General features: G+C 51.1%; 9 protein-coding genes, 1 tRNA gene and 1 pseudogene. 2 read left to right on the forward strand and 9 right to left on the reverse strand.

The annotated features are described in order from the left end of the window. Positions 1–4 precede the first annotated feature (4 nt). The 6 genes from SH449x_RS02435 to SH449x_RS02460 form a co-directional block, all read right to left on the reverse strand. Positions 5–3,226, reverse strand: coding sequence for a PSD1 and planctomycete cytochrome C domain-containing protein (locus SH449x_RS02435; protein ID WP_482379730.1), 3,222 nt, complete (start codon positions 3,224–3,226; stop codon positions 5–7). Positions 3,227–3,411: 185 nt separating this feature from the next. Continuing rightward, positions 3,412–4,476 carry a dipeptidase gene (locus tag SH449x_RS02440; protein ID WP_482379731.1) on the reverse strand — a complete coding sequence of 355 codons (1,065 nt, stop codon included), beginning with the start codon at positions 4,474–4,476 and terminating at the stop codon, positions 3,412–3,414. Positions 4,477–4,510: 34 nt separating this feature from the next. Continuing rightward, the gene (locus tag SH449x_RS02445; protein ID WP_482379732.1) at positions 4,511–5,365 is read right to left on the reverse strand and encodes a hypothetical protein; all 855 of its coding nucleotides are present in this window, start codon (positions 5,363–5,365) and stop codon (positions 4,511–4,513) included. A 1-nt stretch (position 5,366) separates the two neighbouring features. Next, positions 5,367–6,320 carry an ABC transporter ATP-binding protein gene (locus tag SH449x_RS02450; protein ID WP_482379733.1) on the reverse strand — a complete coding sequence of 318 codons (954 nt, stop codon included), beginning with the start codon at positions 6,318–6,320 and terminating at the stop codon, positions 5,367–5,369. Continuing rightward, the gene (locus SH449x_RS02455) at positions 6,317–7,318 is read right to left on the reverse strand and encodes an ABC transporter permease (RefSeq protein WP_482379734.1); all 1,002 of its coding nucleotides are present in this window, start codon (positions 7,316–7,318) and stop codon (positions 6,317–6,319) included. Before SH449x_RS02455 ends, SH449x_RS02450 begins: the two co-directional genes overlap by 4 nt. After that, positions 7,319–8,248 (reverse strand): ABC transporter ATP-binding protein, encoded by a 930-nt coding sequence (locus SH449x_RS02460; protein WP_482379735.1) that lies wholly within the window; start codon positions 8,246–8,248, stop codon positions 7,319–7,321. Between the two features lie 437 nt (positions 8,249–8,685). On the opposite strand from SH449x_RS02460, the pseudogene SH449x_RS02465 reads away from it, so the two are divergent. Next, positions 8,686–8,970: pseudogene (locus SH449x_RS02465) on the forward strand (hypothetical protein); the annotation flags it as partial. Positions 8,971–9,067: 97 nt separating this feature from the next. Here the strand turns inward: SH449x_RS02465 and SH449x_RS02470 are convergent. Continuing rightward, positions 9,068–9,511, reverse strand: a complete 444-nt coding sequence (locus SH449x_RS02470) for a YkgJ family cysteine cluster protein (protein ID WP_482379736.1) — start codon at positions 9,509–9,511, stop codon at positions 9,068–9,070. Positions 9,512–9,669: 158 nt separating this feature from the next. On the opposite strand from SH449x_RS02470, the gene secA reads away from it, so the two are divergent. Further along, the gene (gene secA, locus SH449x_RS02475) at positions 9,670–13,401 is read left to right on the forward strand and encodes a preprotein translocase subunit SecA (RefSeq protein WP_482379737.1); all 3,732 of its coding nucleotides are present in this window, start codon (positions 9,670–9,672) and stop codon (positions 13,399–13,401) included. Between the two features lie 149 nt (positions 13,402–13,550). Here the strand turns inward: secA and SH449x_RS02480 are convergent, their stop codons facing one another. Continuing rightward, positions 13,551–14,870: a DUF1015 domain-containing protein gene (locus SH449x_RS02480; RefSeq protein WP_482379738.1), complete on the reverse strand. Its 1,320-nt coding sequence runs from the start codon at positions 14,868–14,870 to the stop codon at positions 13,551–13,553. Between the two features lie 112 nt (positions 14,871–14,982). Beyond that, positions 14,983–15,053 (reverse strand) — tRNA-Gln (locus SH449x_RS02485). Positions 15,054–15,064 lie beyond the last annotated feature (11 nt).

Consider the following 15,064-nt stretch of genomic DNA (forward strand, 5'->3'; position numbering starts at 1 on the left):
TTATTTAATTGCGATTCGTTGTTTCGTCGAGGTTCAAGAGTAGGTTGCACACAAGCGTCAAAGCCGCCAGCTCATTCGTGTCCCACTTCTTTTCGGAAGGAATATCCCCAAATGCTAGAAGAGCGTTAGCACTTTCCGGATTCGCTTGAAAACGTTCGAGTTGCTCTTGGTACAGCGTTCTCAGAACTATCAACTCGCGATCCGTCGGCATCCGACATAAAACCATCCGTACACCGAGTTCGAGCCGCCCGTCGAGCCGCCCGTCAACCCCGCCGTCAATCTCGTCTGAATCTTGCGTGAGTCTCTCAGCAAAACAACGAGCCGCCTCGACATACTGAACGTCGTTCATCAATTGTAGTGCTTGAAGCGGTGTATTACTACGCTCGCGAACTGAGCAGGATTGTTCCCGGTTAGGAGCATCAAAGTTCGACATAAAGGGTGGTGGTGCGGTTCGCTTATAGAAAGTGTAAATGCTTCGACGGACGAGCGAGGATCCGCTGTCCTGAGAATAGAATCTAGTGTTCGAACCCGCAAACCCGACAGGTTCCCAAATATTGGGTGGCTGATAAGGCTTTACACCTTTACCCCCCATTTTGAGATCCAAAATTCCAGCCACGAACAAAGCGTTGTCTCGGATTTGCTCAGCATCGAGTCGGAAACGAGGGCCGCGTGCGAGGAGTCTGTTGCTAGGGTCGGAATCCAAATGTTGTGGTTCCATTCGAGACGATTGTTGAAACGTGTGGCTGGAGAGCATCAATCGAACGAGATGCTTTACATCCCAGCCACTTTCCTGAAACTCGATCGCTAACCAATCAAGCAATTCGGGATGGCTAGGTAATTCGCCTTGGGTGCCGAAATCGTAACTGCTCTTTACGAGTCCTACTCCAAAAAACTGCTGCCAAAATCGATTCACCGTTACGCGAGCAGTAAGGGGATGATCGCCGGATACTAGCCAACGAGCAAGATCTAGGCGGGTCGCTCGTCTTTGCTCACTATCGAGCTTCAATGGAGGGAGAATCTCCAGAACTCCAGGCTGCACCGGATCACCTGGCTTGTTATATGCCCCGCGAAGCATGACAAAGCTTTCGCGTGGCGTAGGCAGGTCTCGATAGATGAATGTGCCAGGAATCGATTCCTCAATACTCTTGCGTTCACTATTGAGTGCAGCGACTTCGTCATTTAGCTTCTGGAACTGTGTTTTGGTGGTTTCGCAGATTTGTGTCAAGAAGTACCGTCGAAGCTCTTTTTCGGATGCTTCTTCTGCTGTTCCATGGGCTGTCTCTGCGTCCTTGGAGGCTTTATAACGCTGCACGCTATCTCGAATTTCTGAGGCGATCTGATCGGGTGGCGAATGGAGTTGGCTTTCCTTCCAAGCCTCGAATGAATACCTCAAATCCGTCGCCTTTGTGATAGAGCCAGACGCTCCAACACGATCCCAGTAAACGGTTCCACCGAATTGCGTGAGTGCGAATCCGACCAGCTTATCCCCGGCTTTAAGGCCTAGTTTATCAAAGGGAACCCGTAACTGCACCCAAGCTCCCAATTCCGGCAACTCTCCCATGTGGACGCGTTCAAAGGAATCAACTTTCCCCCAATTGATCGCTTCGTAGTCCCCCCACACGGCACGATGGTTCCAACCTTCTCGATGAAACTGGACCATGATCGATCGAGGAGTATTTTTGGGGTCAATCCAAACACTGGCTTCGAACACCCCATTGTCAGGTACGGTCACCGGATTCGATTTCGATTCCCAGACGTCTTGAGCGAGCCCGCCATCGGAACGCTTGAGGACCTTGGTGCCGGAGATCGGTGTAGGCTCGCTGCCCTCTACGAATTCCGTGGGGGTCCCTACAACAACTAATGTTCCACCGCTCGGAAATTCATCATCCATCCACATCGAGAACGTCAGTTCAGGATCTGGTTTAGGATCCTCCAAGGCGGGATCGGTGTACGTTACCTGTTCTGCCTCCGTCTGGATCCTTTGCGTTATCTCCCTGAACCTCTCGGCGATCGCTGCCAATCGAATTCTGTCTTCTTCTCGATCCAGTTTCGCAATCGGAGAGGTGAGAAGCGAATTGCCATCCATGGCAGGGTCGGCTGCCGAGTTGAAGAACGCATACATGGAGTAAAACTCCTTTTGGGAGATGGGATCAAACTTGTGGTCATGACATACGGCGCACCCACCTGTTAATCCCATCCAAACTTGCATTGTTGTGCTAGCTCGGTCCACCGCATAGCGGTATAGAAGCTCCTCATTGATGGAGCCACCTTCGCTACTGGTGACGTTGCAGCGGTTAAATCCTGTTGCCGTTAGTTGGTCAATCGAGGGATCAGGCAGCAAGTCCCCGGCCAACTGCTCGATGGTAAATTGATCGAAAGGCATATTGCGATTAAAGGCTTGGATCACCCAGTCACGATAGGCCCACATCTGTCGCTCATTATCGAGGTGCATACCGTGGGTGTCAGCGTAGCGGGCGACATCCAACCAGTGTCTCGCCATTTCTTCGCCATACCGCTCCGATTCCATGTAGCGATCCAACATGGCATGAAAGGCTGTTTCGGATTCGTCGGAGAGGTAAGCATTTTGCTCATCGATCGTTGGGGGGAGACCAGTGAGGGCAATGGCAACGCGACGGATCAATGTTGCTTTGTCGGCGATTGCAGATGGAGCAAACCCGCGTTCGTCAATCTTCACTTGAATGAAATGATCGATCGGGTTATTGGCAAAGCTGGGACTAGTCGTGGGGGGGACTTCTGGTCGCTTAGAGGGTTCAAAAGCCCAGTGATTCTCATAATGGGCCCCTGCGTCGATCCAAGTCTTGAGAATCTCAATCTCGTCTGAGGTAAGGGCCTTGTTGAGATGAGCAGGGGGCATTTTCAGATCTTGATCATCAGTCAGGATGCGATCCATGATCAAGCTCCCACGGCTATTGCCAGCTACGATGGCCGTCCCCCCGGAGTCTAGCGGCAATAAGCTATCCGACGTATCCAATCGCAATCCCGCCTCCCGCGTGCCAGCATCGGCACCGTGACAAGGAAAGCATTTATCGGACAAGATGGGCCGAACGTCGCAATTGTAGGAAATCGAGGCAGCAGGTACGTCCGGTTCTTCAGGTTGGGTTAATAGAGTTGCCCCTATCAAGGCCATTTGGTTCCAACAGATTGCAGCAATTGCTGTGAGTACGCACAAGAAACGAAGCAAGTGAGGATAATCGCGGAAGGACATACGGAGGTCCTTTAAAGTTGGGTGGGAGGTTGGTGGGAGTTGAAAAGGGTGTGGCAAGGCTAGGCTGGCAGGCGGGGTGCACCATTCCCGTATAAGTATACACTGTTTAAACCGCAATACTGCAACGAGCCTTGATTTTCCAAAGCGGTAATTGCGTAGAAACTTGATCGAGGAACGGGGGGCACCTAATCCGGTAGAACTTCGCCGAAGAAACGAAGCCAATTGCCGTGAAAAACGGCTTCGATGTCTTGTTCTGGGAAACCACGATTTCTCATGATTTGCGTCAGCTTTTGCAGATCGCGATATCGGTTCAGATCTGCCGGAGTTTGTTCGCATCCATAGGCACCATCCAAATCTGTTCCCAATGCGATATGACGTGCTGATCCCTTGGCTAACTGGATGACATGCTCCATTTGATCGACTGCACGCTCGAGTGTCTCCTCTGGATTGGTGATTCCTCGGACATACCCTTCTTGAAGCATGATGACGTCCATCGAAACACCGAGAACTCCATCGCGTTCGATGATCAAGCGAATTTGATCGTCGCTAAACTGTCTCTGCCAATTGCAGATCGCTCGTGCATTTTGGTGACTGGCATGTACGCGTCCTTGAAAGCGTTCTGCGACTTGCCAAAACGCAACATCGGACAGATGCGTCATGTCGATCGTTATCCCCAGTTCCTCGCAATGACGAAGCAGTGGTTCAGCATCGAGAGATAGACCGACCTCACTTCGCGTTCCACCGCCGTATCGGTTGCAACCGTAATGTGTCAGCCCAAGCGCTCTCAATCCCGCTTGGTGAAACTCCACGACCGTCTCGGGTTTCAATAACGGGTCGGCACCTTCCATGGTAAGAATAATCCCCAGCGGTGTATCATGTGGCGAATCGTAATAAGCACGGAAATGGAGAGCTAGCTCTTGCTTGGTACGGAGCAATCGCAAGTATCCATCCTGCTCTAATGCACGATAGTATGCCAGATGCGAATGGGCCATTGCATAGCACGCATGAGGTGAAGTCCAACCGAACGAATGATCGATCGATTGTTCGAGTCGAGCCAGTAGCGTCGCCAAGCAAACAGCCACTTGAGAACTTCTGAGTTCTGGTAAACTCAGCGTATTGGTACCGCGTCCGGGCTCTCGCATCTGCAAGGCCTGTTCCTGAGCACGAATGTCATCAACAGTTTGTCGGAGATCGCGATTCCAGTCGACTCCGTTTAGAGCGAGATCCAGGTGGCCGTCGAATATAATCATGCTTCAAAACTCATCTTTCTAGGGCGTTGCGACTTCAAACCTCTGATTGCCATCGGAACTGCGATTTTTGTATCCTCCATAAAGCGGACGCTAGCAGACATACGCATGCGGACACCAAGACAGCGATATTACCGGGAGTACTGGCGTCTTGGATCATAAAGTTGGGAGCCAAAAACTGCGGTGGCAAATCAATCGAGTTATAAAATATAGACCAAAGTCTGAAGGAAAACGTAAATCGGTTAATGACCGCTGGTATCGTTGCCAACAGAAACTCAACGATGATGGCGTACAGGAAAGCCACAACCATGGCTCGGCGTTGAAACAGAGTTCCAATCAACATGAACAACGAACCGTAGCAAAAGGCTGCCATAAAACACAGGAAAATCAGAGCGATCCAAACCTTCCATGCACCACTAATGCCAAGAATCGGAATGGAAAGGGTCGCCGCTAAACTAGTGCACGAGGCGGTCCAAAAAACAGCCACTAAGTACTTGCCGATAATCAGTGACCATCTTGCTCTCGGCCTTACCACAGAATAGACCCAAGTTTGGCTTTCTAATTCCGCGTTCACTATAGGTGTTGCCCACAAGAGCATGCACAGTATTGTGATCACCTCGGGAAGCAGAATAAACAATACAATTGGAAAACCTTCCAGTGCATCGTTTCCTGCACCCGTTCGGAAGATAACAAAGCGAACACAACCAACCAATACTACAGGAAACAGCATGAGTGCGAACCAGAGTAGCACGCGAAACGGAGTCAACGATCGTGAAAGCTCGTATCGAAATACTCCCAAAGCGCCGTTGAACACTGACGGAGCGGGTCGTTCGCCATTCAGGGAAATTTTACCGATCGTATCAGCACCTACGGAAACATCTCGTGTACTCATTTTAGTTTGCTACTCCTGTAATCATGACCTCGCCACGATGCTTGGACACCAATAGACGAAACAGAGTGCTAATATCTCCATCAATACCAGTGACTTGATCAATTTGGACACCTTCATGAACGCTCCACTGGACCAAGTGTTCGTACAAGTCGAGAGGCGTCTCAACAGCCACATGAATGGTGCTGGCTGCATTGTCTCGATGTAGGGTTCGCAACCATGGTTTGCCCGCAAGCTTAGAAGCTAATTCATCCATAGACCTGCTTCGAATCGTGATTTCTTGGGGGATGCCTGCCAGTAACGTTCGCAACTCACCCGCCGTCCCAAATGCAAGAAGCCTCCCGCCGTAAACTAGCAAAAACGAATTCGTAATCCGTTCGACCTCATGGAGAACGTGACTGGCCAGAAGCAAGCTTTTTCCGTTGTCCGCCCACTCCTTTAATAGCTCCGTCATCTGATGCCGGCCTATCGGATCCAAGCCGTTAAAAGGCTCGTCCAGAATGAGCAAATCAGGATCGTTCGCCATGGCCTGCGCTAGCTTGCAGCGTTGCCGCATACCCAACGAATAAGTGTGAACCGGGCGATTCATAGCATCTTTCAACCCGACCAATTCCAAAATGGTATCGGTTCGCTCCCGAGCCTTACGGCTAGTCCATCCACTCAACGCCAATTGCAGCTGTAACCATTGGCGTGATGTCACTCCATGGATTAGCAACTCACTCGCTGGGCAGAGTCCAACTCGCTGCAACACCGATGGATCTCGAAAGGGATCGACGCCGAACACCGACACACTTCCGATAGTTGGTTTCAACGCACCGGTCAACAGCCCGATTAGTGTCGATTTGCCAGCACCATTAGGGCCCACTAAAGCATACGCTCCCGTTGGCAGTTCGATCTGAAAATCGTTGATTCCGATAACCGTTCCATAGAGTACCGTTGCGTGGTTCAAAGAGATCATGCTTTTAACGTCCTCGCAACCCGCCAATAGGTAATCGAATAGCCGATCACGGTTATTGCGATCATCAGAATCCATGGTGCTAAGTGAAAATCACTCGCTGGGACCAAGGAAAAGACTTGCTTTTGTACATAGCCCAGCGATTCGTAAGGTGAAAAGAGGATAACGGGGTGATAATTGTTCAGCAAACTTTCGTTGGAACGATAACCACGCGTCTGAGCCTGAGCCACCTGCGTAGCAACCCACAACGCAGAGTAAGTGACGTGACCTAAAATCCAAACCGCAAACCAAGCGAATCCGGCGTACCGACTTTCTTGGGTCAACGAGGATAATGCCAAGGCAATGGCTGTCGTCGGAAGCATCAGAACGATTGATGCGATGAGGATCCGGAAAGGGATATCCCAGGTTAACCAAAACACCCCTGCATCGGTGGACAAACATAAACCTGCTAAATAAATCGCCAAAGCTGGGAGGGTTGCAATGGCGGTTAAAAGCACGCAGAGCACTCCTGCTTTCCCAGCAACATATTCCGCCGGCGTAAGAGGTCTAGAGAGGTATAGCAGATATCCACGACTACGAAGATCGAAACTGATCAATCTCGGGGCAACAAGTCCTATCAGTAGTATCATTCCGACCGATTGCGGATAACGGAAAAGCATGAAAAGAATGTAGCTCCACGCGAAATGTCTCGCCTTGGTTGGATCCTGACGGATTTCATTAATGTCTAGACCAGCCTGCTGCGCTAACTGGGTTGACAAGGGGGCTGACAGGATGAACTGCACACCACCCTGCCCAGAAGAGTTGTTGACCGCTAGCTGTTCAAAAACGCCAACCAAAATAGCCGCAATGAGCGAAGGCATTACCATCAATGTCAACAAACGCTTGATCCAAGTGCCTCGCCAGACCAAGCTAACGCCGGTTGAAGCGACAACCCATGCTCGCGTCCACGCGGGAGTGCGGTCCCCCTGCCACTCGCGATAGCCAATATCCAGAATGGGCATCTATGCTCCTTCCCCAACAACATCCAAAAACAATTGCTCTAAAGAATTCTTCGCGGGCTCCATCCGCTGAATCATGACGTTCACCGCGTGACTGGCTTCCCAGATAAGTCGCGTTTCCTCCATGACTCCATACACGACAAAGTCCTTGGGGCCGATCAATTCACCAGACACTCCAAGTTTTACAAGAGATTGCAGTAGCCTCTCAGCGTCGGCGACCACGGAGACACGTAAACTAGCTTGCGTTGGACGTTGCAGATTGGCCAAGGTATCGACTCGCTTGACCCGACCATTTGCGAGGATGACAACATGATCGCAAACACGCTGCACATCATGCAGGATATGAGTAGACAGAATGATTGACTTGCCTTTCTCCTTCGCAAGTATCAATATTCGATCAAGAAGCTGTTGTCGTTGAGCCGGATCGAGTCCGGTAGTGGGCTCATCCAGGATGATAAATTCAGGATCGTGCACGAGAGCCTGAGCAACTTTTAGTTTTTGTCGCATTCCAGTGGAATACGTTTCAACCGTCCGGTATCTTTCTTGGCCGAGATCGCAGAAATCAGCCATCTCGTGAGCTCTCCTGAGAGCTTCGGTTTTCTCAAGCCCTGAGAGTCTGGCCATCATCTGAATCGACTCGATACCTTGCAAGCCATGAATATAGCAATCATCTTCCGGCAGATAACCAACACGATCCCTTAATGCCCTGGTTTCCTCAGGCCATTTCAACCCGAGCACTTCCCCAGTCCCCTTGTCTACCTTAACCAGTCCCAAGAGGGACTTGATTAGAGTACTTTTTCCCGATCCGTTAGGGCCTAACAATCCAGTAACACCCTTGGAGAAGACGAGCGACACGTCTTGGAGAGCGATCCTAGAGCCATACGTCTTAGTGACCGAATCCAGCTTACCAATGATGGAAGGATCTGCGCTCAAGATTTTTCAAACACCCTTCTAACAAGTCAATGGCACACAATTTGGCCGCCAGCGGCATCAACGCAGCGATACGCCCCATGCGTTTACAACCGCACCTACGGTAACGTTCGTTTCTCCTGCAATCAATAATACTCCGGAGCAAAACCGGACTATCAATTGCAATTCCGACAAGTCTTTCCCCTTTAACAGTCAGGATCAGGTTGCAAATTCATCTCGAGTGAAAGAGACGAAACGCACGAGCATTTCGTCGCCGGGCTGCGAATCTTGGACGAACCCATTCAAACTGAAAATTCCATATGGTGCAATTCTATATGGTGCCATCCATCTATTCTTTGATTGTTTTTTGACCTCCGGTCTCATTTAGAATATGCCTCACCAACCAAAGGAGTCCGACTACGGGTAGACCACTACGCACAGAACAGTTCAGGCATGACGAAATCGCGGTAGTGCCTTGCGTTCGGCGATGCGTGCGGCGTGCTTTTTTGGCCAGTTTCGATGCCGTTTCGGGGGTCGATTACTCCTACCGCAGGGAATGGATTCGTCGCAGATTCGAAGAACACTTGGCCGAACCATCGCAAACCGATGTCGAAAGGGTTCTTGCCGACCCGGAACTCTTGGCCAAGATTCGGACGAGGTTGACGGATATTTCTTGGTTCATGCGTGCTCTAGCCGAGCCTATTGCTCGTTTTGCAAACCGACACGATAGCTGCACCGGCCGATTTTAAGAACGTAGTCAAAGCAGTGATGGAGTACCGTTGGTTGCGATGGTGGTAATGAGTCGTGCCACCGGTACCTTTAGCCTTGCTACGAATATCCTTGCTACGAATCTCGATCAAATCGGGACCGGATATCCTCCAGCGAGTAGAGTTCTCCCTGGTTGCAGCCAGGGCAGCCGGCGGCAGCTTTGGCCCATGTTTTAGGGCTCTTTACATTGGATTCCCAAAACGGCCAGGTTCTGCATTGGCTCGGTCGGGCTTGGTAGACCGTGCAATTCCGAAGCTTCGGGTGCAGAAAGATGCAGTCACCATCAGAATACTCCACCAAGCTGACTCGATTTCCAATTTGGCGGGTAAATTTCCTCTGGAACTCTTCAAGGCTGTCTTCCATGCCAATAGCCTTAGCGATCTGAACGATTTCTTCTTCGGTGACCCAAACGAAGCCAGTTCCAGGTCCCGAGCAGCAATTTCCGCACTGTGTGCATTCAAAAGAAAGCCCCTCGGAATACCAAGGAAGCTGAGAAGAGGTATTTTTGGACTCTGCCATATCGTTATGCTTTTAGGTTACTGTTTGTTGGCTAATGGGGCTGAATTGACTCAAAAGGGGCGAATCGGTACCCTCCCCTGCGAACGATCTAGAAAAATGCGTAGAATATTTGGTTTTGTACGCCTTTACCGCAGAATCCTCCTTTAACTGTTACCAAAATGCAACTGCTGGAAAAAATTTGGGAAGGCACATCGAACGCTGTCAACGGAGTCTTAGGCGGTATCGATCGCGGCTTGACCGTGTTTTTCGGCTCGGCGAACTCCCGCCAAATCAAGAAATGCATGGAGCTGGCCAAGGAGATTGGCGAGTTGGAGCCGAAGATGACGGAACTCTCGGACGAGCAGCTTCGGGAAATGACCATCGTCTTTAAGAAGCGGTTGGCCGGTGGGGAAACGCTCGACGATATCCTTGTAGAAGCCTTTGCGGTATGCCGTGAAGGTGGACGGCGGTTCTTAAAAATGAGGCACTACGATGTTCAGCTCATCGGGGGCATGGTGCTTCACGGGGGGAACATCGCGGAAATGATCACGGGTGAAGGCAAGACGCTGGTTGCGACTCTGCCGACCTATCTCAATGCGCTCGAGGGTAAAGGGGTTCACGTCGTTACGGTCAACGATTATCTCGCCCGCCGGGACATGGAGTGGATGGCTCCACTTTACATGGGGCTCGGGCTCACAGTCGCGAATATCCAAAGCGGTATGTCGAACGACGAACGTCAACGGGCTTACAATGCCGATATCACCTATGCGACCAACAACGAACTAGGGTTCGATTACCTCCGCGACAATATGCGAATGGCGGCCCGCAGTGACGACCGGTTTCCGTCTTCGCAACAACAAGTCCAAGGACCGCTGAACTACGCAGTCATCGACGAAGTGGACAACATCCTCATTGACGAAGCTCGAACGCCTCTCATCATTTCGGGCAGTGCGGCTCGAGATCTTGGCAAGTACAAAGAGGCTGATGCCGTCGCCCGCGCGCTCAAGCGGGAAGAGCACTTTGTCGTCAACGAAAAAGACCACACGGTAAACCTCACCGATGCCGGGATTCGGGCCGCTGAGAAGCTGGCTGGCGTGGAGAGCTTCTACACGGTGGGCAACATGGAATGGCCCCATCTCTTGGACAACGCTTTGAAAGCTCACCAGCTTTACAAGCGCGATGTTAACTACGTCGTCAAAGAGGGGCAAATCATTATCGTTGACGAATTCACTGGTCGCTTGATGGAAGGCCGCCAGTGGAGTGACGGATTGCACCAAGCTGTCGAGGCGAAAGAAGGAGTGCAGATCAAGGAGGAAACGCAAACACTCGCGACCATTACGTTGCAAAACTTCTTTAAGCTGTACAGGAAAATCTCCGGTATGACCGGAACGGCGATGACCGAGGCAGGAGAGTTTTCTAAGATTTACAACCTCGGAGTCGTCGCGATTCCATCCAACCGTGGCTTGCAACGAATCGAGCACGCAGACGCAATCTACTTGACCGAGAAAGAGAAATTCAACGCGATTGCCGACGAGGTTGAGCGAGTCAACAAGTTCGACACCGTCTTCTTCCACGATAAAAAGCGTGGGTTCCTGATCGGCACGATTCAATCGGAGAACGAAGCTGAGATTGCGATTAAGAAGTCTGATCAATCCGGAGTGGAAACCATTCCCAAAGCAGACATTGAGCGGATCGAACGCTCCGGGCGTCCGATCTTGGTGGGAACCGTTTCGATCGAAAAGAGTGAAAAGCTCGCTGACCTCCTGGATCAACGAGGTGTAAAGGTCGCGGTTCTGAACGCAAAGCAGCACCGACGTGAAGCGGAGATTATTGCTCAAGCGGGTCGGATGGGAGGGGTCACTATCGCGACCAATATGGCTGGCCGGGGCACCGACATCATCTTGGGTGGTAACCCGGAAACGATGGCTTGGGCACAGCTGCAAGATCGCTATCCGACTCGTCTCGAGGTTCCCAAGGAGGAATGGGAAGCGCTCATCAACCAAATCGATGAACAAGAGCAGATGAAGGCTCAGGGGGTGAAGGTTCGCGAAAAAGGTGGCTTGTACGTTATCGGTACGGAGCGACACGAATCCCGCCGAATCGATCTCCAGCTGCGTGGTCGTTGCGGTCGGCAAGGTGACCCTGGTTCGAGTCGATTCTATCTTTCGCTCGAAGACGACCTCATGCGAATCTTCGCCGGGGAGTGGGTTCGGGACTTGTTTAAGCGAATGGGGATGGGTAACGGCGAAGCGATTGAGAGTCCTTACGTTTCCAAACGAATTTCCGGTGCACAAAAGAAAGTCGAAGAACGAAACTTCGAAATCAGAAAGAATCTCCTCGAATACGACGAGGTGATGGACTATCAACGGAAAAAGGTCTACGGCTACCGTCAGGATATTCTTGAGGGGGCTAGCTGCCGCGATTTGGTGATGAAGCATCTGTCCGATCAGATCACCAACAATGTGAATCAATTCATGGATCCTCTTTTCGGGCCAGAGTCCTATGCCAAGTGGTGTGGCTCTCGATTGGGTGTCCAGCTTGAGCCAAAGGACTTCCGAGGGGTCGAAGCCAATGTTGCTGAGGTTTATGCCAAGGATCAAGCGCAGAGAATTGCTGAGACCCAGATCCTGGACGCGATTGACGAAAATCTTCCCCGCGAGACAGAAGAAGCGGAGTGGAACTGGGAAGCGATGACCAAATGGGTCAATAATCGCTTCGGCGCAAAGTTTACTCAGAGTGAACTCAAGAGAATCCCTCGCGACTCCATGGACGAGCGATTGATTGATGTGGCTTCGAAGTACATAGACTCGATCGACTTGAGTGAAGGAGCACCGTATCTCGACGATGATTTTAGCCACCGGTCTCTGGTGGGGTGGATGACGAACAAGTTCGGGATTCAAGTGAATAGCGAAGAGTTACGCGGCCTCGAAAACGCCTCAATTGCGGCAAAGCTTTTTGCGCGGGCCGAGCAGACCTACGCAGAGCGAGAATGCCAGTTTCCTGTGATGCTGTCCTTCCGAAGATTCAGTCAGCAGACGGGAAATAATGAGTTTTCTATCGACGGGACTTCCTTGGTAACTTGGGCTACGGCTCGCTTTGAAGATACCAGCATCCTACAAAAACTTTCCGACAATCCCGATAAAGCTTTTGAAAGCTTAGTCGAGGTTGCGCGAGCCGCCATTCAAAAGGGGCTGCAAATGCGGGAGGTGGTCGTGAATAAAACGGCCGACGTTTTCAGATCAAACGATACGTCCCTCTTGAGAGAGGTCGTCAACCATAACGATGCTCGCATTGATGAGATTGATCGCTGGGCACGCGAGACGGTCTTTTGGAATGGGAACAAAGAGGATTTAGCAGTTTGGACCAAGAAGCAATTTGAAACGAAAATGCTTCAGGCCATCGACGACAAATTCTTTCCTGAGATTCGGAGGATGGAGCGAACCGTTTTGCTAACTCAGCTAGATTCTGCGTGGAAAGAGCATTTGCTCGCCATGGACCACGTACGATCAAGCGTTGGTTTCCGGGGTATGGGGCAGATGGATCCCAAGGTGGAGTACAAGCGGGAAGGCATGCGGTTATTCGACCAGATGTGGTTGTCGATCGGAGAGCGATTGACGGACGTTATCTTCCGTATGGAAGCTATGGATGCTGACATCATCGCGGACAGTTGGGTCGAAGCGACCGCTCGTCATGAAGAGTTCGACCTCAGAAAGACTTTACAAGCCCAGCAGCAGCAGCCGACGATGATGGAGGAAAAGCAACGCGATCTTGAATCTGCCGAGAAAGCCGGCCAGTCGGATGAGCCTGTACAGCCTATTCGCAATCGGAGTGGGCGAATTGGACGCAACGATCCGTGCCCCTGTGGTTCTGGTAAGAAATACAAGAACTGCTGCATGCGGCAACACTTGTAGCCCTAGGGCGGCTTAACGAAATGGCGGCAATCTATTAGGGGCGAGTGGGTTGTCCAATCTGGGGAACGACGGGTGCAGAGCACCAGTACTTCGTTCCTCAGTGCTTGACACCCCTTTGCTTGCATATCGAGCTAGCGTTGGGAGATCAGCTACGGCTGGAGGGAATGCACAACCAATCCCGAAACCAACTTCGGATAAAAGTAAGTGCTCTTGGCTGGCATTCTCTCTTGATGAAGCGATATCGTTCGGATGTGATCAATCGATGCTGGCATCACCAATGCAGCAACGGGGTAATGCAACTCACCCTCTAGCTTGCGATTTAGGCCGTCAATGACCTCTTTCACGGAATGCACATAAGTCGGCTTGGGCATCTCCTTAAGCCCCAACAGATCTTCCAGTACCAATCGATGTAAAACAGCAACTCCCAGGCTTTGCCAATCAGCAGACTGGTCGGCTGCAATCTCCTTCATCCGATCCGCCCCTTCTTGACGAGCCGAAATCCGAGTCCATTCCTGCGACTTGGAAGAATACAAGGCCATGATCAGCTGCTCATCCAGTCGCTCCATCTCGGCCCAAACCGCTCCTGCATTCTCAGGCCCCGATCCTACAAGCTCGCAATCGAAATGCTTGGAGAGTCGTTCGTGTAGCTCTTGGGTGGAGAATTCTGGAATACCATGCAACAATCGGTGTGTCGGCAGGACCAACAAGCCTGGATCATTCATGCTAACCAACATGGTCAAAACGAAGTTGGCAGGATGCGTGTCGGTAAGCAGCCCCTTTTCGGTCAGCTCATCTTTGTAGTTACATGCTGTCTCGTAACGGTGGTGACCGTCGGCGACAAACATATCGCGGTCAGCCACGAGCGCCATAACCTCTTGGATTATTTTGATGTCAGTCACCGGCCACATGCGATGGACCACTCCTAGATGGTCGGTAGCTTCGAGCCCGTGTACTCCCGCGATCTTTGTTTCGAGCAACTCCTGAATCTGATTCTCGGGGTCGGGATACAAGCCAAAGATCTGCGACAAATTCGCCTCGGTCGCGCGAGTCAACTTGAGCCGATCATCCTTTGCCTTGGAATGGGTCTGCTCATGCGGATAGATATTTCCTTCACCAAACCGCTGTAATTTGACCCGAGCCATAAACCCGCGTCGCACGACTTTTTCACCCCCCAGCTCAAACTCTTGGTGATACACGTAAATGGCAGGATCTGGCTCGCACTGAAGCACACCTTCTTTTTGCCAAGTTCGATAGATGTGTGCGGCTCGGCGGTAAATTTCATTCTCGTCCGTGTCGTTCGGCTCTGGTCGATTGAGCTCCAGCCTTAAAAAATTGTACGGAGACAATTCGTAGAGATGATTCTGGAGGGCAGAATCGACTACGTCATAAGGAGGAGCGATACAATTGGACAGCGATCCGACTTGGGCAAGATTGTACCGAAGACCGCGAAAGGCCTGAATTTCTGGCATGATTTTCCGCTCGGAAAGAGAGAAAGCGAACCAGGAAAAAATCGCGATTCGCTAGGTAAATGATTGGTTAAAACGAAAAAAGCCCGGAAAATCCGGGCTCGGAATCTCAAAACTACCCCGCTAGGACTCGAACCTAGAATAAAGGAACCAAAATCCCTTGTGTTACCATTACACCACGGGGCAATCTTTCGGGG

It is taken from the genome of Brakhagea baltica (assembly GCF_052161605.1).
Classification (GTDB): Bacteria; Planctomycetota; Planctomycetia; order Pirellulales; family Pirellulaceae; genus JBKCUI01.